This is a genomic window from Casimicrobium huifangae (assembly GCF_009746125.1).
Lineage (GTDB): Bacteria > Pseudomonadota > Gammaproteobacteria > Burkholderiales > Casimicrobiaceae > Casimicrobium > Casimicrobium huifangae.
On sequence record NZ_CP041352.1, the window covers coordinates 595,513 to 617,489 of the forward strand.

The following is a 21,977-nucleotide window of genomic DNA, read 5'->3' on the forward strand; positions in this document are numbered from 1 at the left end:
GCTGGTGACTAAGGTTCAATTTCAAACACCGGATTGCCCAATTGGCCGTTCACTTCCGGCGCATACATTGCCTCGGCGTGTGTCGGCGGCAAAGCGAATTTACCGGGTGTCGTCAGCCGGATTTCGTACGAGAAGCTGTGCTGCCCCTTGTTGGCCCACTCGAACGACGAACGCACATTGGTGAAAGTGCGCTCGATGTAACGGTAGCCTCCCCACGTGCGCGGCGGCTCCGAAACATTGCCAAGCTTCGATAGTCCGCCCAGCACCGTGCTGCCCGCTGGCACCGGATCATCCACCGCCAGCCAGCCAAGCCCAGCCTTGTTGTCGGCGGTGACGGTGACCTGAATCACGTCGCCGACGCTGTAGCGCCCAGCGCGTTTTTGTTGCACTGGCTTGAACGATTTGCTCAGATTCAGGCCATTGTCAACCTTGCCGCTGAGCGGCACCGGCCCACGCAGCTGGGCGCGAGCCCATGGTTCGCCTTTGCCGAGATGCTCGATGGCAACGGTGCCGCCGGCAGCTGGCCGATCAGTCCACGCGAATGTCGCTTCGCCTTCGGTGACTGCGGCATCCCACACCACTTCCTTGGTCTCACCGTTGTAGGTGATGCGCGTGCGGCCGTCGGCGGCCGCCTGCTTGTTGTGGCGCTCCAGTGCGTAGGCAGCCCAGAGATTGGCCTGCGTGCTGTAGAAGTAGCCGCCGCGCTGCATGCGGTTGTTGAGGCCGCGCAGCAGCGGGATGCGGAACTCGGCCAGCTCACGTGCATCCATGCTCAGGCGGAACATGCGCGCCATTGTGTAGTCATCGCTGCGCATGAAATACCAGCGGTCATCGCTGCGTGCTACGGTCGCAACTGAGGAGGCAACACGGATGTTGTCGCGCAGTTCCTTGATTGCTGCAGCACGCTGTGCGTCGCGGTTGGGCACGTCCTTCGAGCGATTGAGGATATCGACCCAGTCGGCCAGCGATGCCGCTGTGAGCTTCACCGGATCGACACGGACCGTATCAAGCAGCCGCTTCGAGGCGCGGTCATAACGCGACAACGCTTCCAGCGCGATGAGCTTTTCCGAAAGCAGGTAGTAGCTGTCGTTGGGCAACCACGAACGGTTGGTCTTCACCTCACCGGCTACATAGCGCTCAAGACCATAGAGCATGCGGTTACGCGCTTCATCAGGAATTTTCCAGCCCGCTTCATGGGCGCCCGACAGCACAAACGCGGTCAACACCGGGTAACCCTCGTTGCTGTCGCCGGGGTAGTAATTGGCGAGGCCTGATGCAGAGAGATAGTTCGGCAACGAATTGGCGATGATTTCCCAAAGGCCTTCGTTCCTGGTGCCCATCGTCTTCGTCATCCGCTGCTCGAGGCAGGCAAACGGATAGCGTTCGAAGTAGGCGCGGATGCCGCTGGTGTCAGCGCCGTAAGTGCGTGCGAGCGAGACGATGAGGTCACCCTTTGCCGTTGCCGTGTCGGATTTCAGCGAGATTGAAGCGCGGCCTTTGACTTCTGCGTTGGCGTCAGCCAGTGTCCGCAATGGCAGCGGCGTCTGTAGCGCCTGCTTGATGCGCAATGCATCGCCGCGCGGCCTGCCTTTCTCGGTGGCAGCGAAATTCCACGTGACCTCCTTGCCATCGGCGGGTGCCTTGACATCCCAGGTGATCACGGCGCTCTGGCCCGCCTCGATGCGCTGCTCGCGCTTTGGCAAGGCGGCACCGTTCATTTCGGCGGTCACGTCTGCGACGATCGGCCGCGTGGTGCTGTTGCGCAGCGTCACGCCGGAGCGGTATTCGTCGCCATTGCGGGTGACCGCGGGCAGCCCCGAGAAGAGTTGCAGGTCGCGAGTCGAACGGATGCTTGCCTCACCGGTGCCATAGCGATCACCTTCGGCGGCGTTGCTGCGATCGGCGACGGCCACGATGCGGAAGCGCGTCAGCGAATCGTTGAGCGGCACTTCGACAGTCGCCTCCCCGTTGGCGTCGGTCATGACGCTGCCCTGCCACAGGATCAAGGTGTCAAACAGCTCGCGCGTACCGGCGCCGCGACCGCCGGAGCCGCCCGGCGGCAGCGCTTTGCGGCCGAAGTGACGCTTGCCGATCACTTGCATCTGGGCGGTCGCAGTGGTCACGCCATAGTCGCGGCGCTTCATCATCGATTCCAGCAGTTTCCACGTCGCGTTGCCCTGCAATTCCAGCAGCGCTTCGTCGATGGCGAACACCGCCAGCTCGGCGCCGTCGCCGGGGCGATTGTTGTTGCTGCGTGCCACCTTGATTTTTACGAGCGACTTTTCACGCGTCTGATACTCGGTCTTGTCAGGCGTCACCGTCACATTGAGGCCGTAGCGCTGCCAGTTGACATCGATGTTGGCGATACCCAGTTTGAACGCGGGTTTCGCCAGATCGACCAGTGCTGTGGGTGCCGGTGCACCGACCCGCCCGCGTACCAGCAGTGCCGACACGTACGCGTTTGGCGCCCATTCCTCCTTGACCGGCACCTCGATCACGGCGGACTTGCCGGAGAGCTTGGTCACGAAGCTCGACAGCACGTTGCCGTCGCGTTCCACCGTCACCAGCACGTTGGCTTCGCGGAACGGCATGCGCACCTGGAAGCGCGCCTTTTCGTTCGGCTCGTAGCGCTTCTTCTCGGGCAGCAAGTCAATGCGGTCCGAACTTTCCGAACGGAACATCCAGTCGTCGCCGTTCGATGCCCACATCGACGTGCCGGCACTGGCCACGCGGCCACCGCTGTCGGTGACTTCCGCAGTGAACTGGATTTCTCCCGAAGCGGAGACGCTGCTGGTACAGGTGAACTTGCCGCTGCGATCCGATGTGCCTTCGCACAGCACGCCAAGATCGCTCTTGCGTTCGCTGGATTCGTAACTGTAGAAGCCACCGATGTTGCGCTTGCGATAGCTGTCCCAGGTACGGTTCAGGCCTTTGACCTTGAATTTCACGCCACCAACCGGCTTGCCAGTGACATCCGTGGTGATGATGTCGTAGACCAGCTTTTCGCGAGCCATGGCCCAGTCCGACGTCTTGATGCCGATCAGCACCGCCGAGGGCCACACCGTGGTGCGCGCCTGTGCCGTATAGATCTCGCCGTTCGGGTCCTTGTATTCCATGTCGGCAATCAGCGAATGCGGGCGTTCGACCTTGGGCGTCGCCATCGTCACCCGCGCTGCGCCGGCGTTGGAAAGCGTGACCGTCTGGTCCTCACCTTCCGGTTGGGCGCCACGGCGGCCGCGCCGCCCGCCACTTTCCCCGTCGTCCTGATAGACGCTGAAGCTGTAGTCGGGCAGGCTGTCGAAGCCGGGCCAAGTGCGGGCGTCGAATCGCGAACGCACGGTGACGATATCGCCGCTGGCCGGACCGCCCGACAGGAACGACAGACGCACATCGACATTCGCGTTGTCGCCGCCCACCACATTGGCCGTGGGAATGCTGATTTCCGATTTGTAGACGGGCAAGCGGAAATCCGCCACCGTGAAACGGGCCGTGGTGCGGCCGTTAATTTCCACCCGATACTGCCCACGCCTGGCGTTGCCCGGCAGACGCAACTCGGTCATCGCATTGCCGCGCGCGTTCCAGTCCAGCGAGAGGGTGCTGCGCTGGTTGTTGCCCTCGTTGACCACTGAGAGATTCTTCGGCAACTTGCCGATGTCAGGGGCGCCGGTGCCAAAGCGCTTCAGGTCACGTGCATAGTGCTTCATGTGCACGGTCTCACCCGGACGCAGCAGATTGCGCGGCAGGATGGTGTGGAAGGCCTGTTTCGCATTGTTGCCGTCGCCCTCGTAGTCATACTCCCACGGCAGGTTGAAGCGCCAGGATTCGATACCGCGCGTCCAGTCGCTGCGGGTGAAGGCGATGTCGTCACCTGCCTGCGCGAAGACAAAGCTCGGGCAGGACTCCTTGTTTTTCGTTGCCTTCGGCGTCAGCCGTGCCGTGCCTTCGCGATCAGTCTTGCCGGCCGCCAATTCCACGCCCTTGCAATCGCGAATGCGCACAGTGGCGTCTGCTACCACGCTAGCGTCGTTGAGATGCGTGACCCAGACGAACGCGCCGCCGCTCCCGGTCTTGACGTGTACGGCCAGATTGGTCACCAGCGCCATCGTGCGCACGTACATCGCGCCCTTCTTCTCCAGCAGCGAGGCACCAAGGGCGGTTGATTCTGCTTCGACCACATGCAAGCCCGGTTCCGCAAGCGGCAATCCAACCACTTCGAACTCTTTCGGTCCGCCCGGCTTGGGTAGCGGCAGCGATTGCGCCTGTGCGTTGCCCTTGAGCAGGGAACGACCGCGCATGTCGTCCTCACCCTTCGGGCGTTCGCCGAAGTCGGCGTAGTCCGACTCCTCATCATCCATGGAGCGATCGCTCTGCTGGAAGCCGAGTGTTCGCGCGTACCAGCGAATCATGTCCTGCTCGCCGGTCAGTCGCAACTTGCGGACGATGGCGGCGGTGCCGGCCCCCGCCGTACCGGCCTCGAGATTGCGCACCGTGATCGGCAACGCCGGATCGGCCTGCCGCTCCAGAATGCCGAAGCTGCGCGGAAACTTCACCAGTGGCGGATAGGCGCCGGTTCGCACGGTGTAAGTGCGCTTGACGGTCAGCGCCGTGCTGGTGCCGGCTTCTTTCAGGTTCGGTGGCAGCACCAGCGTAAAGCGGGTTTCCGGCGGTAACTTGCCGAAGGTGATGCCGTCGCTGTCGTCGCTATCCTGCTTGGGCGCGTAGAGCTTGCCCGCATCGTCGCGCAACCGGAAGCGTGCCGAATCCTTCGGGTCAATCGCTCGCTGGAAGCCGACGCGGACCGTTGACAGCGGGTTGCAACCGGCGTCCTTGTTCTCGCGGCTGCAATTCACCTCCAGCCAGTCGCCGGAGCGCACCTTGAAGCGCATGATCTCAACCGCCTGCTTGGTGTTGGCCGTTGGCGAATCCCAGCGAATGGTGACGTCGGCGCCACTCGGGAAGTTTTGCGTGCAGCGGAACGCAATCCAGTTTTCGGTGTTGCTGATCCCTGCCGCACGCAACACTTCGATACGCCGGTTACCACCGACGGGCCGCACGTTGTCAACCGAGCGCACGCCTTCAACCTCGCAGAACACATGCGCCACAAAGGTCTTGGCGTCGACCGGCCCCTTGGCACGGAAGAGGAACATCTGCTGTTCGTCGATGTCGTTGCTGCCGTTGCTCGGCCGTGTTTCGGCCAGCGCCGGCAGGTCGGCGGCGGTTGCCGTCGGGATAAATAGCGGCAGGGCCGCGACGCCGACCAGGACGGTGGCGAGGAGTGAACGCAACATGGGAGAGGTCTCGCTGGCTGTGACGTTGATGTGTTGTGGCTGCTGTGCAGCGCGGTATTGCTGTTTGATGCATCTGGCGCATCTGGTTCTACCCGGATTCGGCGGCGCGCGCAATCGTCCATTCGTGCTAAGCCGGGACGCCACAACCGCCCTGTCGCTACACTCGTTACGTGACCGCCGCCGACGCCCCTGATCAGACGTATTTGCCCCCCGCTTTGCGACCCAAGCTCGCCAAACTGGGCATTCAGCATTTGCGCGATCTGCTGCTGCACTTTCCGCTGCGCTATGAAGACCAGACGCGGGTGCGACCGATTGCCGAACTGGTGGCAGGCGAATCGGTGGTTGTTGAAGGCGTGGTGGAGCATTCGGAGACGGTATTCCGGCCTCGCCGCCAGTTCGTGGCGCTGCTGCGCGCAAAGGGCGACGACGGTGGCAACAATTTCGCGCCACGGCTGACGCTGCGCTACTTCAACTTCTATCCGTCCATCACCCAGGCGCTGAAGATCGGGGCCAGCGCACGCGTATTCGGCGAAGTCCGCGATGGCCGCTACGGCCTGGAAATGGTGCATCCAGTCTTCAAAAAGGCGGAGGAGGTCGCTGGCAGCGATCACAGCGAAGATCGTCAAGAAGGCGGCAAAGATTCCCCCTCGCGTCGCCTGACGCCCATCTACCCGGCCGCCGCCGGCGTGCCGCAGGCCGCGCTGCGCACGCTGGCGAGCAAGGCGCTGCGTGTGGCGGACTGGCAGCGCGACCTGTTGCCGCGCGACATCATTGCGGCCGCTAGCTTGCCGGGATGGCGGCAGACCTTGACTACGCTGCACCTGCCTACCAACGGCGAATCGGCGATGGCGCTGGAAAGCCGCAGCCACCCGGCGTGGCGGCGGGTCAAGTTTGATGAGCTGCTGGCGCAACAGATGGCCTTGCGCGACGCCAAGGCGCTGCTCGCAAAGGAGCACGCAGCGCCGGTCAACGCCTCTGGCCTGCTGTCAACCCTGTTACGGCAACGCCTGCCGTTTCGCCTGACGGCGCCGCAGGAGCGGGCCCTGACCGAGGCCTTGCAGGACATGGCGCGCGGCCAGCCGATGACGCGGCTTCTGCAGGGGGATGTCGGCAGCGGCAAGACGGTCGTCGCCGCACTGGCGGCGCTCGCGGCGGTAGAGGCCGGGCAACAGGTGGCCTTCATGGCGCCGACCGAACTGCTCGCGGAGCAGCACTTCAACAAGCTGAGCCACTGGCTGGCCGAACTGCCCGTGACCATCACCTGGCTTACGGGGAGCCTCCCGGCAGGCGAGCTCAAAGCAGCACAAGCCGCCTGCAGGCGCGGCGAAACGCACATTGCCGTCGGCACCCACGCGCTGTTCCAGAAGAAGGTGAACTTCGCGCGACTGGGGCTGGTGGTGGTCGATGAGCAACATCGCTTCGGCGTTGAGCAGCGGCTGGCGCTGCGCAGTCGCGGTCAGGCCGACACGGACCGCGTGCTGGCGCCCCATCAGCTCATGATGAGCGCGACACCCATACCGCGCTCACTGGCGATGAGTTACTACGCCGATCTCGACGTGTCCGTCATCGACGAACTGCCGGGCGGAAGGCAGCCGATTACCACCAAACTGGTGAGCGAGCAGCGGCGTGACGAGATCGTTGGCCGCATTCACGACGCCGTGCGCGCTGGAGCCCAGGCCTACTGGGTGTGTCCGCTGATTGAGGAAAGCGAGAAGCTGGCGTCACAGGACATTGAGTTGCAGAACGCCACCGCGCTGCATGGAGAGCTGACTGCCGCGATGCCCGACGTGCGCGTGGCGCTGCTGCACGGGCGCATGAAGGCCGACGAGAAGGCCGCGATCATGGCGGACTTCGCCGCCAATCGCGTTCAGGTGCTGGTTGCGACCACGGTGATCGAGGTTGGCGTCGATGTGCCGAATGCAAGCTGGATGGTGATTGAGCATGCCGAGCGCTTTGGCCTGGCGCAATTGCATCAATTACGGGGTCGCGTAGGGCGCGGGAGCGTTGCATCCACCTGCATCCTGTTGTTCACCGACAAACTCTCCGACACCGCCAAGCAGCGCCTGAAAGTGATCTACGAAACCACTGACGGCTTCACCATCGCCCGCGAGGATCTGCGTATTCGCGGTCCCGGCGAACTGCTCGGCCCAAGGCAATCGGGCCTGCCGTCGTTACGCTACGCCAATATCGAGGAAGACATCGATCTGGTCGAGGCGGCACGCGACGCCGCACCGAAAATCGAGCAGCATCCGGATTTCAACAAGACCGCGTTCCTGGAACGCTGGATCAGGCATCGGGTGGAGTTTGCGAAGGCGTAATGGCCTGCTCGCCTACTTCTGGTTCAGCTTTTCAGCTCGCTGTCTGGCCTCTGCAAGCGTGGGTACACCAAGCCGCTTGCGCTCTTCATCAGTAACCGCCGTCTCGTCAATTGCGTAAAGCTCCCAGCGCGCGTCGGCAGTCTTGGCTCGTGTGAACTGCGTGCCATACCACTGCGGTTTGCCCATTCTCATCAGCAGCCGATCCCAGGATGCGGCGGATAGCCAGTTCGCGCTGGTCGCAGTCGCATCAATGGTCGCGCTGATCGTTGCCAGTGCGTGGGCAAGGCGGATGTCGGCGAGATCAGGGCCGTGCTGGCAGACCAGCGCTGCATTGAAAAAGTCCACTGCAGTTCTCAGTTCGCCAGTGGCCACCAATTCGCGCACCCGCTTGAGGCGGTCGCGATCCCGCTGTCCTACCTTGGACCAATCGATATTCGGGCCGGGCTTGCGATCTTCCTGATCTGCCACCTTGATGGCCTGCAGCTCAGCGTGATCCCTGGAACTACCAGGAAGAGCTGGCGGATTGGTGGCAACCGGCGCACAAGCTGCAAGTGCCAGAGCAAGTGACATCATGAGAAGAATCGCAGCTCGCCTTGACATGCGTTGTTCTCCCTGCGTGTGTTCGTCCGTCGTCCCGTTCAAAGCTGGACGAGGTGGTGAGACGCCGCACCCCGCACGGCATCCAGCGGAATGTTCTGGTCAAACGTCATCAGCGTGCCGCCGTGCTTCACTGCCAGTGCAAGCAGGTAAAGGTCGGTGATTTGCTGGTGTCCGTGCACGCGGTTGAAATCGACTACCTCATCATCCCGCAGCGAAACGTCGTCCGCCCAGAATTCGTGATCGAGTGACTTGCACGCGTGCTTGAGCTGCTCGCGCACGCGTTGCAACCCGAGCGCGCCGCGGCGCCCGTAGCTTGGCAGATTGAGCACGCGAATCACGCCGTTCTCAACCAGCGGACAGGTTGCGATGCGGATGCCGGGTATTTCGATGAAGGCGTTGGCTCGGGCTGAAGCGACGTGCGCATCGTCAAACAGCGCTACCCAGACATTCACGTCAAGCAGGCAGCGCGACGGCTGCAAGTAGCGGGCGTCCGGTTCCCGTGCCTCAGTGCGTACCGCGTTGGTGGGACGCACTGTCGTCCGGTTGGCCACGTCAGATACCTTCGCGCTCCATCAATTCGCGTACATGCTCAACCGTGATGACTTCGTCGCGAGCGGGCAACAATGCGAAGCGACCGCGCAGCGGGGGCGTTGCCGACGGGGCCGACGCGCGGGCCTGAGCGCCCGCCCGTACGAGGATGGAAACGGCGTCACCCAACGACAACTTCTCGCGATCAGCCAGATGGCGGGCGACGTGGAATGCGTCTTCGGCTAAGTTAAGGGTGGTTCGCATATAAAGCATCATATCATCATATTGATGACGCTAGGCGTGTCTCCCAGATGTCCTGTAAGACCTAGGGCGGGACGCTAGCGGTCCCGCCGTATGCTGTGTCGTGCGGTCATAGTCGGATGGCGCTGTGCTGCTGCGTTCGGCGGAACCGCTAGCGTTCCGCCCTACGGCGTTACAGGGCGGTGGCCCCGATGTTGGAGCAACGGTTGATTCGCGGGCGAACCCGGCCCCGCAAGTGCGCGGTATCGGCGAGCCTACGGAGTCTGTGACCTAAAATCACAACAAATGCACCTGTAGCCACGCCCACCTGCTTCGTCATCCCGGTTTCCGGATGAAGTAGTGTTGCGCGTGGCTTTTTCCGTTTTTGCCCGGCGTTTCGCCGACTAAGTTGCGTCATGAAAGACACTTTCCGCGTCAAACTTGAACAGCTCGACCGCCGTCTGGTTGAGGTGGAGAGCCTGCTTTCCGATCCGGCGGTAGTCAACGACATGAACCGCTTTCGCGCGCTGTCAAAAGAGCGCAGCGATCTGGAGCCGGTCGCCGCCCTGTTCAAGGAGTTCACGTCGCGCGAGGGCGATCTCGCCGCCGCGCAGGAGATGCTGTCCGATCCTGATATGAAGGAGATGGCGCAGGAGGAGATTGAGACCGCGAAGGCCGACATTGATCGCCTCGACAAGGAGCTCACCATTGCGCTGTTGCCGAAGGACCCGAACGACGAGCGCAACATCTTCCTCGAAATCCGTGCCGGTACCGGCGGCGATGAGTCCGCACTGTTCGCGGGCGATCTGCTGCGTATGTACACGCGCTTTGCCGAGCGCCAGCGCTGGCAGGTGGAGATCGTGTCAGCCAACGAGAGCGAACTCGGCGGCTACCGCGAAGTGATCGCGCGCATTGTGGGCCAGGGCGCGTATTCGCGCATGAAGTTTGAGTCCGGCACCCATCGCGTGCAGCGCGTGCCGGAGACCGAGGCGCAGGGTCGCATTCACACCAGCGCCTGCACCGTGGCAATTCTGCCCGAGGCCGATCCGGTGAAGGACATCACGATCAATCCGTCCGACCTGCGCATCGACACCTTTCGCGCGTCCGGCGCTGGCGGGCAGCACATTAACAAGACCGATTCGGCGGTGCGCATCGTGCACATCCCGACCGGCGTGGTGGTGGAGTGCCAGGACGGCCGCTCGCAGCACCAGAACAAGGCGCGTGCGATGGAAGTGCTCGCCTCACGCCTGCTCGAGCGCGAGCGTGAAGCGGCGCATGCCAAGGAGGCTGGGTTGCGCAAGTCGCTCGTCGGCTCGGGTGACCGCAGCGAGCGCATCCGCACCTACAACTACCCGCAGGGGCGGATGACCGATCATCGCATCAACCTGACGCTCTACAAGCTCGACATGATCATGGACGGCGACATCGGCGACATGGTGGACGCGCTACGGTCGGAGTATCAGGCTGAACAAATGGCTTCGATGGAGAGCGCCTGACGGCGCAGGACGAAGGACGAATGACGACGCTCCCGGCGGTCGCTAGGACGCAAAGCTCGGCCACCTTTTTTTGAGAAGAGGGATAGAAGTGATCGCGATTGGCACATGCAGAACCTTTAACTACGCAGAGACACGCAAGCCACGCTTTGCGTCATTCGTCATTCGTCACTCGTCCTCGGTGGAACCGCAATGACGTTCCAACAAAAACTTGACGCCGCCTGGAAAAAATCCCGCTCGCTGGTCTGTGTGGGGCTGGACCCGGAGAAGAAGCGCCTGCCCGAGCGCCTGTTCAATCGGCCCGACGCCATCTTTGCGTTCAACAAGGCCATCATTGATGCCACGCACGACATCGTCTGCGCCTACAAGCCGCAGTTCGCGCACTACGCGGCGGTGGCGGCGGAGGATCAGCTCGCCGCCACGATTGACTACATCCACGACCGCTATCCCGGCATCCCGGTGATTCTGGATGCCAAGCGCGGCGACGTTGGCAGCACGGCGGAGTTCTACGCCATCGAGGCCTTCGAGCGCTACGGCGCCGACGCGGTGACGGTGAACCCGTATCTCGGTGGTGACTCCATCGCGCCGTTCACCAAGTACGCCGATCGCGGCACCATCCTGCTGTGCCGCACGTCGAACGCTGGCGGCGCTGATTTGCAGGAACAGATGCTCGACGGCGAACCGCTCTACCTGCGCGTCGCCAAGCTCGCCGCCACGCAGTGGAATGCGAACAAAAACATCAACCTCGTGGTCGGTGCGACCGTGCCGCAGGTGATTGCTGATGTGCGCAAGGCCGTGGGCGACATGCCGCTCTTGGTGCCAGGCGTTGGCGCGCAGGGCGGCGACATGAAGGCCACCGTCGCCGTGGGTCGCGACAGCAAAGGCACCGGCCTCGTCATCAACGCGTCACGTTCGGTGATCTACGCGTCCGGTGGCGACGACTTTGCCCATGCCGCGCGCGGTGCGGTGGAGCAGATGCTGGAAGATGGTGCGGTGATTTGACGAACCGGCTCGATGAGATTTCCGTTCGTGGTGAGCCCGTCGAACCATGAACGCACGGCGCATGACGTACAAGTCATGCGTAGCGCAGGATCAATTGCGCAAGAGACTTGGGCACCAGAAAAAATCGATGGTAGAGCAAAAGTGTCTATCAACTCGACAGCAGAAAGCCCATCCAGACTCGGCTTTGTGCGTGAAATGATAAAAAGTCGACATTTGCTATTTTATTGCGACGAGCCCAATACTAATGCGGTTTACGATAAAAAGCTGTTGCCTCACTAGACATCGTGCCAACCATCCGCGACGCCCTGCCAGATAACCGCCTGCCGCGCCTCGAAACGCGGATGCTGCTCGCGCACGCGCTCGGTCACGCGCGACCGGCGAACGCGCACGCCTGGCTGGTTGCTCGCGACACCGAAACGCTGCCCGCAGACGCGACCATGCACTTCAACGCGCTCATCGAACGGCGAATTGCCGGCGAGCCTATCGCCTACCTGATCGGCCACCGCGAGTTCTACGGTCGTGATTTCGCCTGCTCGCCCGCCGCGCTGATCCCACGGCCGGAGACGGAGCTGCTCATTGATCTGGCGCTCGCCGAACTGCCCGCCGATTTCAGCGGCCACATTCTCGATGTCGGCACTGGTACCGGCTGCATCGCCATCACGCTGGCGCTGGAGCGACCGCAAGCGCACGTCACCGCGCTTGACGTGTCGCCCGACGCCCTCGCACTGGCGCGTGCCAACGCCGCTGCGCTTGGGGCCGGCAACGTCCGCTGCGTCGAAAGCAACTGGTTCGCCGAACTCGATGCCAGCGCGCAATTCGACCTCATCGTCAGCAATCCGCCTTACATCGTGCCGGGCGACGCCCATCTCACCCAGGGCGATCTGCGCTTCGAGCCCACCGTTGCCCTCGCCGACGCGGTGGACGGCCTCGAAAGCTATCGCCAGCTCGCAATAGGCGCGCACCGGCATCTCGCGCCGGGCGGCTGGCTCATGGTTGAACATGGCTACGATCAGGGCGAGAGCGTTCCCAGTCTCTTGCGCACCGCCGCATTCGCCGACGTTGCGCTGCACTGTGATCTGGCCAAGTTGCCCCGGGTGACGACGGCGCGATACCCGTAGCGCGCAGCCATTCGGCGGACCCGCAAGCGTTCCGACCAGTGCGCCAAGGCGCGTGCTACTTTGAAACTATTGCGCAGGCGAACAGAACGCTATGTTCTCGTCAACGTAACCGTTAGCAGCGAGCATCGATATCGTGTCAACGTTCATCTCATATCGATGCAGAAAGTCTGCCTGATTGAACAACCGGCGCACTGGCGTCGAGCCTAACGGGCAAGCGCCGTTAGTCGCAGCGAGCACGTAAATTGGCCCCCACGACGGCGCCACCTGCTCAACGAAACCAACCCGCAGCAGCGCATCTCGTTCTGCGACTGACGTCGTATAGAAAAACCGCGACGGACTTGCGTATTTCAAACTGTACAGACGCTGTGCTGCGGATGGCACAGGGGAGCGCAATGCGGACCATCCGTAAAAGGAGGGATTGGACTCAGCGCCGCTGGAAGGCAAAAGGGACCCGGAGCCGGACAGATTCTGCGCATCGACCGTTGATAGATAAAACGGCGCTCCATTCGGTCCGTTGATCGTCATGACCTTTACTGGCGTGTTTGAACTGGTCGGTACAGAGAGGGTTGCTTCGCCCGATTCGGCAACAGCGGACCGATATACAAGTACTGCTGCCCAGATGGTTTGCGTTATCCCGACTTGCAAAGTTGTCATCCCCGGCGGAAGCCCCAGGACGCGAACTCGGGAGGATGATCGCGGAGTGCAGACAACCGGGTCCGTGACGTCCAGATGCGACAGAACAATCGTTACCGTCTTGCTTCCAGCAAGCGACGATTCGGTAGTAGCTTGTGCAACGATTGGACTGGCTCGCGCGATGCAGTATTCCCGCGAATACTGAACAACAACGTCAAATGGTTGATACGCAACGAGTTGCGCGGGTTCAGTGGTGACTGTCAATGCGCTTGCTCCACTCGTGGCGAGCAGCGCTGCAAGGGCCGTCAGAGCTCGACTTGAGGTGCAAATGCGCATAAAGAAATTCTGGTTCATCAGACGTTCACTTTACAACAAGGTCAGTCGATAAGCGTTGGGCAAGTACAACCATCCAGATGGGGGCGCCACAGAAGCATTGTCTTTACTACTCCAGGTTGCAACGCGACCAAAGAGCTAACCGCATTCACCGAATTGCTTCGACACAGAAATTGGCTACCGTTACAACGTACGCCGCAAACTCACCAATCGCATGATCGCTCCCCTCAATGATGTGCTGCCGAGCCCCGGGGTAGTGGTCACGCATCTGGCGCCAGTCGAGCACTTCGTCGCCGGTGGCGGCTAGCAGGAAGTAGCGTTCCGGTTGCGTGATGTGTTCGATGCGCAGATCGAGCAGTTCTTGCAGGTGTTCGGCGCGCCATTCGAAGGGTTCGCTGGAGTGGTACATCGTGTGCTCACCCACGTAACCCGCGAGGTCGTCGGCGGGCAGCACGGCGGGGTTCAACAGCGCGGCGCGGCAGCCGTAGCGCTCGGCGAGCCAGGTGGCGTAGTAGCCGCCGAGTGAGGAGCCAATCAGCGCCCAGTCGCGCGCCGCATCGCCTCGATCCTCGATGAACTCACACGCCAGCGCCATCGCAGCCGCCGGGCTCGCGGGCAACTGCGGGCACACAAAGCGGTGGGACGTGGCTGCAAAGTGTGCCGCCATCAGCCGCGCCTTCATCGATTGCGGGCTGGAGCGGAAGCCGTGCAGGTAGAGGATGTTCATTTGCTGCGCAGGACGAATGACCAATGACGAAGGACGAAAAAGTGATGACCGGGAGCGTAACGCGTTTTCGTCACTCGTCCTTCGTCATTCGTCCTTGCAGCGCGGCCCAACTCCTACAATTATCGAAACAACTCAACAAAGCGCCTTAATATCATGGCTGTCCAATGCGGCATCGTCGGGCTTCCGAACGTCGGCAAGTCCACTCTTTTCAACGCGCTGACCAAGGCGGGCATCGCTGCGGAGAACTATCCCTTCTGCACCATCGAACCGAACAGCGGCATCGTGGAGGTGCCGGACCAGCGGCTCAATCAGCTGGCGGACATCGTGAAGCCGCAGAAGGTGGTGCCAGCCACGGTGGAGTTTGTGGACATCGCTGGTCTGGTGAAGGGCGCGTCGAAAGGTGAGGGCCTGGGCAACCAGTTCCTCGCCAACATCCGCACCTGCGACGCCACCGCCCATGTGGTGCGCTGCTTCGAGGACGATAACGTGGTGCACGTCGCGGGCAAGGTCTCGCCGATTGATGATATTGAGGTGATCAACACCGAGCTGGCACTGGCCGATCTGGCCACCGTGGAAAAGGCGATCCTCAAGTACAGCAAGCTCGCCCGCGCGGGCGGAGACAAGGAAGCGCAGCGCATGATGGGCGTGCTGGAGAAGTGCCAGAAGGTGCTCGATCAGGGCAAGGCGGTGCGCTCGATTGACTTCTACGCGGAAGAGAAAGCGGTGCTCAAGCAGCTCACGCTGATCACCGCGAAGCCAACGATGTATGTGGCCAACGTGGCGGACGCCAACGACCTTGCGCACAACAAGCACTATCAGGCCGTGGTTGCCTACGCCGCAACAGAAAAGGCGCCGGTCGTGGCCGTCTGCGCCAACATGGAAGCCGAAATCGGTGACATGGACGACGCCGACAAGATGGAGTTTTTGAAGGACCTCGGCCTTGAAGAGCCGGGCCTGAATCGCGTCATCCGTGCCGGTTACGACCTGCTTGGGCTACAGACTTACTTCACGGCTGGCGTGAAGGAAGTGCGTGCCTGGACCATCCACAAGGGCGACACGGCGCCGCAGGCCGCAGGCGTGATCCACACCGATTTCGAGAAGGGCTTCATCCGCGCCCAGACCATCAGCTTCGCCGATTTCATCCAGTACAAGGGCGAACACGGCGCCAAGGAGGCGGGCAAGATGCGCGCCGAAGGCAAGGAATACGTGGTGCAGGATGGCGACGTGTTGAACTTCCTGTTTAACGTGTAGCGGTAAGACCGCAAAAACAAAAAAAAGGACGCTCGCGCGTCCTCTTTTGTTGCCGAACGAATTGCGAGTTACTTCAGCCCAGCTGCTGAGCGAAGCGCTGCTGCCTTATCCGTCGCTTCCCAGGTGAACTCCGGCTCGTCGCGGCCGAAGTGGCCGTAGGCGGCAGTCTTTTCGTAGATCGGGCGCAGCAGGTTGAGCATCTGGATGATGCCCTTCGGCCGCAGGTCGAAATGCTCGTTGACCAGCGCGGCGATCTTTTCGTCGGAGATCACGCCGGTACCTTCGGTGTAGACCGTCACGTTCATCGGCTTGGCGACGCCGATGGCGTAGGCCACCTGCACCTGGCACTGCTTGGCGAGGCCAGCGGCGACCACGTTTTTCGCAACATAGCGCGCGGCGTAGGCGGCCGAGCGGTCCACCTTGGACGGGTCCTTGCCGGAGAACGCGCCGCCACCGTGCGGGCAGGCGCCGCCGTAGGTGTCAACGATGATCTTGCGACCGGTGAGGCCGCAGTCACCTTGCGGACCGCCGATGACGAAGCGGCCGGTCGGGTTGACCAGATAGCGGGTGTTCTGCAGCCATTCCTTCGGCAGCACTGGCTTGATGATTTCCTCGATCACCGCCTCGTAGAAGCTCGCCTTGAGTTTGGTCGGAGACTCGCTCTGGTCGGGGCTGTGCTGGGTGGAGAGCACCACGGTGTCGATCGAATGCGGCTTGCCGTCCACGTAGCGCATGGTGACCTGCGACTTCGCGTCGGGCCGCAGGAATGGCAGGCGCCCGTCCTTGCGCAGCATTGCTTGCCGTTCGACGAGGCGGTGCGCGTAATAAATAGGCGCCGGCATGAACACCGGCGTTTCGTCGCAGGCGTAGCCGAACATCAGGCCCTGGTCGCCGGCGCCGGTGTTGAGGTGATCGTCACTCGCGTGATCGACGCCCTGCGCGATGTCGTTTGACTGCTTGTCGTAGGCCACCAGCACTGCGCAGCCCTTGTAGTCGATGCCGTACTCGGTGTTGTCGTAGCCGATGCGCTTGATGGTGTCGCGCGCGACCTGGATGTAGTCCACATGCGCATTGGTGGTGATCTCGCCGGCGAGCACCACGAGGCCGGTGTTGGTGAGCGTTTCGGCAGCGACGCGCGAGCGCGGGTCCTGCTTGAAGATGGCGTCGAGGATGGCGTCCGAGATCTGGTCTGCCACCTTGTCCGGGTGACCTTCGGAGACCGATTCGGAGGTGAAGAGGTAGTCGCTCATGAGTAAACCTTTGCCTGAAAAATCACACCGGTTCGACTGTGGCGAGCCGGTGATTCCTGCGGTTTCACGAGCGGCGACGCTTTAGCGGAACGGTCGCGCGGCGCCAAGGCCACCAGCGCCCGCCCCGCAAGTAGTCGAATAACTCAGCGGACGCCACCTAGAATTGTATTGCAGCTTGCAGGCGGGCGCCGACCGGACGGGGCCGTTCAGTGAGCCAACAACAAAGACCACAACGCCTTGTCCACGTTCCTCTCACGCATCGCCTCTGCGCTGGCCGGCTGGCTGGCGCGGCGCCCGCTCGCGACGCAGTCGCGCATTGGTGGTGCGCTGGGGCGACTGATGCTGCTTTCGGGTGGCATGCGCAACCGGCTGCGCACCTATCTCGCGCAGGCGGGCTACGGCGACCAGGTGACGCTGACGCAGGCGGCGGCCGGCATTGGCCGCATGGCGGTAGAGACAGCGGGCCTGTGGCGCACGCCGGATGCGGTGGTGCTCGCGCGCTTGAAGGTGGTTGACGGCTGGGATGCCGTGCTTGCGGCGCACGAGGCGAAGCGCGGCGTGATTTTTTTGACGCCGCATATGGCGACGTTTGAGATTGCTTCACTGTTCATTGGCTCCCAGATGCCGCTGACCGTGATGTTTCGCCCGCCGCGCGTGGCGTGGGCCGAGCCGATGATGCGCGCCGGGCGCGACCGCATGCAGATCAAGTCGGAGCCGGCCGAGATGAGCGGCATTCGCGCCATGCTCAAGGCGCTGCGGCGCGGTGACGCGATTGGCTTGCTGCCCGATCAGGTGCCCGATCCCGGCAAGGGCGGCGAGGGCGTATGGGCACCGTTTTTTGGCCGGCCGGCGTACACCATGACGCTGGTGCAGAAGCTCGCCAAAACCACCGGTGCGCTGGTGGTGATGGTGGGGTGCGTTCGCCTGCGCGACGCCGCGGGTTACCGCATCGTGTTCACGCCGCTGGCGCCGTTCAGCGATGATGTGGTGACGGCGGCTGGCGAGCTGAATGCGGCTGTCGAGGCTGCGATTGCAATCGCACCCGAGCAGTTTCTGTGGAGTTACAACCGCTACAAGGCGCACGCTGGCGCAGGGGCACCGTCATGACGTTTGCCGGCGCAATCACGCTCATTGGCAGCAAGCTGCTCGCCTTCGTGCCGCTACGGCTGATCGCGGCGGTCAGCGGGCCGCTGTCAACGCTGGGCTGGTGGCTGGCGAAATCGCGCCGTCGCGTGGCGCTGACCAATCTGCGCTTGTGCTTTCCGGAAAAGTCCGACGCCGAACGCGAGGCCATCGCGCGCGGGCACTTCCGTGCCTACGTGCAGGCGGCGCTGGAGCATGGCTTTCTGTGGAACGCCAGCGGTGAGCGCATCCGGCAATATGTGACGCTGCACGATGAGCAGCAGTGGCGGCGCTTTCGCGAAGGCGAGCAGCAGCGGCCCGTCGAAACCACCAATCACAAGCCTGTGATTTGGTTGTGCCCGCACTTCATTGGCCTGGACGCCTGCGCGATCCGAATTTCGGTCGATACTTCGGCGTGTTCGATCTACAGCACGCAGAGCAATCCGGACATTGATCGCATGTTTCTTGAGGGCCGCACTCGTTTTGGGCAGTCGACGATCATTGCCCGCACCGAGGGTGTGAAGCCCATCGTCCGCGCCATGCGCGAGGGGCTTCCGTTCTACTATCTGCCTGATATGGATTTCGGTTTGCGCGATTCGGTGTTCGTTCCCTTCTTCGGCGTCAATGCAGCGACGATCACGGGCGTCTCGCGTCTGGCCAAACTGACCGGTGCAGCGGTGGTGCCAGTGATCGCTACGCAACGACCGAAAGGTGCTGGCTACGACGTGCGCTTCTACCCCGCGTTCGATAACTTTCCCTCGGGCGACGATGTGGCTGACGCGCGGCGGGTGAATGCCTTCATCGAGGATCGGGTGCGCGAGAACACGGCGCAATACCTGTGGACGCACAAGCGCTTCAAGACCCGCCCACCCGGTGAAGCGAGCCTTTACGGATGAAGCACGGATGAAACGACCCAACGCGCCCTTCATCGAACCCGCTACCGCCGATAACGTGACGCGCGCAGTGGCGTGGCTGCGGGCCGGGTCGCTGATCGGGTTGCCGACCGAGACCGTGTACGGCCTGGCTGCTGATGCCGGCAACGCTGACGCGGTCGCGAAAATTTTCGCGGCGAAGGGCCGACCCGCGGACCATCCGCTGATCGTGCACGTGGCGTCGGCCGAGGCGGCAAAGGCATGGGCCGCGTCGTGGCCCGCTGCTGCCGACAAGCTCGCTGCTGCGTTCTGGCCCGGCCCGATGACGCTTATCGTCAAACGCGCCTCGCACGTGCTCGACGCTGTCACCGGCGGGCAGGACACCGTGGGACTGCGCGTGCCGTCGCATCCGGTCGCGCAGGCGGTGCTGCGTGAGTTTGCCGGCGATGGCGCCGTGCCCGCAGGCGTGGCCGCACCGTCTGCCAACCAGTTCGGGCAGGTGAGCCCGACCACCGCGCAGCATGTGGCCGAGGAATTCCCCGATCAGTTACTGCTGGTGCTCGATGGCGGCGCCAGTGAGGTCGGTATCGAGTCCACCATCATTGACGTCAGCGGCGCTGCACCGCGCGTGCTGCGGCCGGGTCGCGTTCGTGCGGGCGACATTGAGCGTGTGCTTGGCGTGCCGCTTGGCGAGGCCACTGACGACGCGCCGCGCGTGTCCGGCGCGCTGGCATCACACTACGCGCCGCGCACGCAGACGCTGATGCTGGCAGAGCCCAGGCTCAGGATGCAGCTGCGCGCATTCCGCAACGCCAAGGCAGCGCAGCCGATGCGCTGCGTGATCACGCATTCGTTCGATGCCGAGCCGATGGAGCGGCTGCGTACCATTCGCCTTGCCGCCGACGCTGAGACTTGGGAATTCGAGCTTTACGCGCTGCTGCGCGAGCTTGATCAGGAGCGTTACGGCACGCTGATCGTCGAAACTCCGCCGGAGACGCCGGAATGGGATGCAGTGAACGATCGGCTGCGACGCGCAACGCACGGCTCGTCGCCTGACGATCTGTAGCCTGCGACGGCACTACCGACAGCCACAGTCGCGACAATTCGTGCGCATGAAAATCGTTCTCGCTCCCGACTCGTTCAAGGGTTCGCTCTCGGCCGAGAGCGTCTGCGACGCACTGCAGACCGGCCTCAAGCGGGTGCTGCCCGCTGCCGAAATCGTTCGCCGGCCCATGGCTGACGGCGGTGAGGGAACGCTCGACGCGGTGGTCACCGCGCTGGCGAGCAGCGGCGGCGCGCGCCGCAAACAGGCGCTGGTGAAGAACGCGGCCGGGCAGTCCGCCGAGGCGGCCTATGCGCTGATCAAGCATGGCATTTACGAAGCGGCGGTGATCGAGGTGGCACAGATCGTCGGCATTGAGGACGCGCACAACATGGCGATCCCGGTGGCGGATCGTTCCAGCTACGGCGTGGGCGAGCTGATCCGGCTGCTGCTCACCGAGGGCATCCGGCACTTTTTTGTCGGCTTGGGCGGCACCAGCAGCAACGATGGCGGCGCCGGGCTGCTGGCGGCGCTGGGTGTCAAATTCACCGGCACCTTCCGGCGCGAGATTGCGCCGTCGCCGAACGGTCTTGCCAAGCTCATTTCGGTGGACGTCACCGGCCTTGACGCGCGGCTGGCCGACTGCGAGATCACGCTGCTGTCGGACGTGAACAATCCGCTCACTGGTGAGCGTGGCGCTACGGCGATTTTTGGCCCGCAAAAGGGCGTGGCGATGCACGACGTGGCGAAGCTCGACGCCGTGATCGACGCCTACGCCGACCGCCTTGAAGCGGCGCTGCAACGGCACGCGAAGGACAAACCGGGTGCCGGCGCGGCGGGCGGTTTGGGTTACGCGCTACAACTGCTCGGGGCGAAGTTTGAATCGGGCGCGCAGACGGTGGCGCGACTGACCGGCCTGGCCGACGCCTGCAAGGGCGCCGACTGGCTGATCACCGGCGAAGGCCGCAGCGACGCACAAACGCTGCTCGGCAAGACACCGTTCGCCGCCGCGCAAATTGCCCGCGAGTACGGCAATGCCGGTCTCAAGGCCACGCTGCTGAGTGGTGGCGTGGACGCCACGGCGCTCGCTGCGTTGAATGAAACCTTCAACGGCGGCTGCTTCTCTATCGTCCCCGGCCCGATGGCGCTCGATCAGGCCGTCATCCGCGCGCCGGAGCTGCTGGCGAACGCCGCCGAGCAGATTGCCCGGATCGCCGGTCTGCACGCGCGCTGAGGCAAGCAGCTTTTTATCGCGAGCCGCATTGGCTATGGGCGTAATGCCAGAAATAGCAAATAGTCGATAACTGCTATTTTGATCCGGTAAGCCCAGATCGAATGCGGCTTAAGCCAAAAAGCTGACGCTCGGTTGAGGGGGCGAAAATTCGCCGCGCACGGCACTCAACGAGTAAGGGCGCGCCATCCGCTACTTCTTCTGAATCCCGAACAGCAGCCGCCGCGCTTCATCACCCGCCTGGCCAGTGGGCGTCGTGTTCATGTCTTTCGCGATCTGGTAAGCGCGCTGGGTGGCGGGCCGCGCCTTGATCGTTTCGAACCAGCGCTTCAGGTTCGGGAAATCATCGAGATTCATCTGTTGCCGTTCATGCGGCACCACCCACGGGTAGCAGGCCATGTCGGCAATCGAATACTGGCCGGCGAGGAATTCGCGATCGGCAAGACGCTTGTCCATCACCGCGTAGAGCCGCGCCGTCTCGTTGACGTAGCGGTTGATCGCGTAGGGCAGCTTCTCCGGCGCGTAAGTGCCGAAGTGGTGGTTCTGCCCGGCCATCGGCCCCAGGCCGCCCATCTGCCAGAACAGCCACTGGATCGCCTCCTTGCGCCAGTAGAGCGACTTGCGGTCAAGAAATTTCTTCGATTTGTCGGCAAGGTAAAGCAGCATGGCGCCGCTCTCGAAAATGGCGAAGGGTTCGCCTTCCGGCGCGCCACGGCCACCAGCCTGCTCGGGCTGCATCGGCTTGTGGTCGATCAGCGCGGGGATGCGGTTGTTCGGAGAGATTTTCAGGAAGGCGGGATCAAACTGTTCGCCCTTGCCGATGTTCACCGGGATCACGCGGTATTTCAGCTTCGCTTCCTCGAGGAACATGGTGATCTTGTGGCCGTTGGGGGTGGTCCAGTAGTAAAGGTCGATCATGGCTGGCGGGC

The 21,977-nt window shown here is 62.9% G+C and carries 17 protein-coding genes; 9 read left to right on the forward strand and 8 right to left on the reverse strand.

Annotated features, from left to right (window positions below):
* Positions 1-8 precede the first annotated feature (8 nt).
* The gene (locus tag FKL89_RS02725) at positions 9-5,288 is read right to left on the reverse strand and encodes an alpha-2-macroglobulin family protein (protein WP_156861188.1); all 5,280 of its coding nucleotides are present in this window, start codon (positions 5,286-5,288) and stop codon (positions 9-11) included.
* A 170-nt stretch (positions 5,289-5,458) separates the two neighbouring features.
* On the opposite strand from FKL89_RS02725, the gene recG reads away from it, so the two are divergent.
* Positions 5,459-7,606, forward strand: coding sequence for an ATP-dependent DNA helicase RecG (gene recG / locus FKL89_RS02730; protein ID WP_156861189.1), 2,148 nt, complete (start codon positions 5,459-5,461; stop codon positions 7,604-7,606).
* A gap of 12 nt (positions 7,607-7,618) precedes the next feature.
* Here the strand turns inward: recG and FKL89_RS02735 are convergent, their stop codons facing one another.
* The 3 genes from FKL89_RS02735 to FKL89_RS02745 form a co-directional block, all read right to left on the reverse strand.
* Positions 7,619-8,179, reverse strand: a complete 561-nt coding sequence (locus tag FKL89_RS02735; RefSeq protein WP_156861190.1) for a hypothetical protein — start codon at positions 8,177-8,179, stop codon at positions 7,619-7,621.
* A 65-nt stretch (positions 8,180-8,244) separates the two neighbouring features.
* Positions 8,245-8,757, reverse strand: a complete 513-nt coding sequence (locus tag FKL89_RS02740) for a PIN domain-containing protein (protein ID WP_156861191.1) — start codon at positions 8,755-8,757, stop codon at positions 8,245-8,247.
* Between the two features lies 1 nt (position 8,758).
* Positions 8,759-8,998 (reverse strand): hypothetical protein, encoded by a 240-nt coding sequence (locus tag FKL89_RS02745; RefSeq protein ID WP_156861192.1) that lies wholly within the window; start codon positions 8,996-8,998, stop codon positions 8,759-8,761.
* 392 nt (positions 8,999-9,390) lie between these two features.
* Here FKL89_RS02745 and prfA point away from each other — a divergent pair, with 392 nt between their 5' ends.
* The 3 genes from prfA (at position 9,391) to prmC (ending at position 12,587) form a co-directional block, all read left to right on the forward strand.
* The gene (prfA, locus tag FKL89_RS02750; protein WP_156861193.1) at positions 9,391-10,470 is read left to right on the forward strand and encodes a peptide chain release factor 1; all 1,080 of its coding nucleotides are present in this window, start codon (positions 9,391-9,393) and stop codon (positions 10,468-10,470) included.
* 189 nt (positions 10,471-10,659) lie between these two features.
* Positions 10,660-11,469 carry an orotidine-5'-phosphate decarboxylase gene (gene pyrF, locus FKL89_RS02755; protein WP_156861194.1) on the forward strand — a complete coding sequence of 270 codons (810 nt, stop codon included), beginning with the start codon at positions 10,660-10,662 and terminating at the stop codon, positions 11,467-11,469.
* Between the two features lie 284 nt (positions 11,470-11,753).
* Positions 11,754-12,587, forward strand: a complete 834-nt coding sequence (prmC, locus tag FKL89_RS02760) for a peptide chain release factor N(5)-glutamine methyltransferase (protein WP_337786221.1) — start codon at positions 11,754-11,756, stop codon at positions 12,585-12,587.
* Positions 12,588-12,653: 66 nt separating this feature from the next.
* Here the strand turns inward: prmC and FKL89_RS02765 are convergent, their stop codons facing one another.
* Both FKL89_RS02765 and FKL89_RS02770 read right to left on the reverse strand, forming a co-directional pair.
* Positions 12,654-13,574, reverse strand: a complete 921-nt coding sequence (locus FKL89_RS02765; protein WP_156861195.1) for a hypothetical protein — start codon at positions 13,572-13,574, stop codon at positions 12,654-12,656.
* Between the two features lie 127 nt (positions 13,575-13,701).
* Positions 13,702-14,280: a YqiA/YcfP family alpha/beta fold hydrolase gene (locus FKL89_RS02770; RefSeq protein WP_156861196.1), complete on the reverse strand. Its 579-nt coding sequence runs from the start codon at positions 14,278-14,280 to the stop codon at positions 13,702-13,704.
* Between the two features lie 153 nt (positions 14,281-14,433).
* Here FKL89_RS02770 and ychF point away from each other — a divergent pair, with 153 nt between their 5' ends.
* Positions 14,434-15,531, forward strand: a complete 1,098-nt coding sequence (gene ychF / locus FKL89_RS02775) for a redox-regulated ATPase YchF (protein WP_156861197.1) — start codon at positions 14,434-14,436, stop codon at positions 15,529-15,531.
* Between the two features lie 68 nt (positions 15,532-15,599).
* Here the strand turns inward: ychF and metK are convergent, their stop codons facing one another.
* A complete protein-coding gene (gene metK, locus FKL89_RS02780; protein WP_156861198.1) occupies positions 15,600-16,781 on the reverse strand; it encodes a methionine adenosyltransferase in 1,182 nt (393 codons plus the stop codon).
* Positions 16,782-17,018: 237 nt separating this feature from the next.
* On the opposite strand from metK, the gene FKL89_RS02785 reads away from it, so the two are divergent.
* The 4 genes from FKL89_RS02785 to FKL89_RS02800 are packed head-to-tail and all read left to right on the forward strand — an operon-like array spanning position 17,019 to position 21,051.
* Positions 17,019-17,888, forward strand: a complete 870-nt coding sequence (locus FKL89_RS02785; protein WP_156861199.1) for a lysophospholipid acyltransferase family protein — start codon at positions 17,019-17,021, stop codon at positions 17,886-17,888.
* Entirely contained in the window at positions 17,885-18,799 is a 915-nt protein-coding gene (locus tag FKL89_RS02790) for a lysophospholipid acyltransferase family protein (protein WP_156861200.1), read from the forward strand. Before FKL89_RS02785 ends, FKL89_RS02790 begins: the two co-directional genes overlap by 4 nt.
* A gap of 7 nt (positions 18,800-18,806) precedes the next feature.
* Positions 18,807-19,841 (forward strand): L-threonylcarbamoyladenylate synthase, encoded by a 1,035-nt coding sequence (locus FKL89_RS02795; protein ID WP_156861201.1) that lies wholly within the window; start codon positions 18,807-18,809, stop codon positions 19,839-19,841.
* A gap of 46 nt (positions 19,842-19,887) precedes the next feature.
* A complete protein-coding gene (locus FKL89_RS02800; protein ID WP_156861202.1) occupies positions 19,888-21,051 on the forward strand; it encodes a glycerate kinase in 1,164 nt (387 codons plus the stop codon).
* A 189-nt stretch (positions 21,052-21,240) separates the two neighbouring features.
* Here the strand turns inward: FKL89_RS02800 and FKL89_RS02805 are convergent, their stop codons facing one another.
* Entirely contained in the window at positions 21,241-21,966 is a 726-nt protein-coding gene (locus tag FKL89_RS02805) for a glutathione binding-like protein (protein ID WP_156864515.1), read from the reverse strand.
* Between the last annotated feature and the right edge of the window lie 11 nt (positions 21,967-21,977).

Excerpts from the sequence above, each read along its gene's own strand:
- FKL89_RS02725 (WP_156861188.1), bottom strand. The coding sequence starts at position 5,288 with ATGTTGCGTTCACTCCTCGCCACCGTCCTGGTCGGCGTCGCGGCCCTG.
- FKL89_RS02735 (WP_156861190.1), bottom strand. The coding sequence starts at position 8,179 with ATGATGTCACTTGCTCTGGCACTTGCAGCTTGTGCGCCGGTTGCCACC.
- FKL89_RS02745 (WP_156861192.1), bottom strand. The coding sequence starts at position 8,998 with ATGCGAACCACCCTTAACTTAGCCGAAGACGCATTCCACGTCGCCCGC.
- prfA (WP_156861193.1), top strand. The coding sequence starts at position 9,391 with ATGAAAGACACTTTCCGCGTCAAACTTGAACAGCTCGACCGCCGTCTG.
- pyrF (WP_156861194.1), top strand. The coding sequence starts at position 10,660 with ATGACGTTCCAACAAAAACTTGACGCCGCCTGGAAAAAATCCCGCTCG.
- FKL89_RS02765 (WP_156861195.1), bottom strand. The coding sequence starts at position 13,574 with ATGAACCAGAATTTCTTTATGCGCATTTGCACCTCAAGTCGAGCTCTG.
- FKL89_RS02770 (WP_156861196.1), bottom strand. The coding sequence starts at position 14,280 with ATGAACATCCTCTACCTGCACGGCTTCCGCTCCAGCCCGCAATCGATG.
- ychF (WP_156861197.1), top strand. The coding sequence starts at position 14,434 with ATGGCTGTCCAATGCGGCATCGTCGGGCTTCCGAACGTCGGCAAGTCC.
- metK (WP_156861198.1), bottom strand. The coding sequence starts at position 16,781 with ATGAGCGACTACCTCTTCACCTCCGAATCGGTCTCCGAAGGTCACCCG.
- FKL89_RS02790 (WP_156861200.1), top strand. The coding sequence starts at position 17,885 with ATGACGTTTGCCGGCGCAATCACGCTCATTGGCAGCAAGCTGCTCGCC.
- FKL89_RS02795 (WP_156861201.1), top strand. The coding sequence starts at position 18,807 with ATGAAACGACCCAACGCGCCCTTCATCGAACCCGCTACCGCCGATAAC.
- FKL89_RS02800 (WP_156861202.1), top strand. The coding sequence starts at position 19,888 with ATGAAAATCGTTCTCGCTCCCGACTCGTTCAAGGGTTCGCTCTCGGCC.
- FKL89_RS02805 (WP_156864515.1), bottom strand. The coding sequence starts at position 21,966 with ATGATCGACCTTTACTACTGGACCACCCCCAACGGCCACAAGATCACC.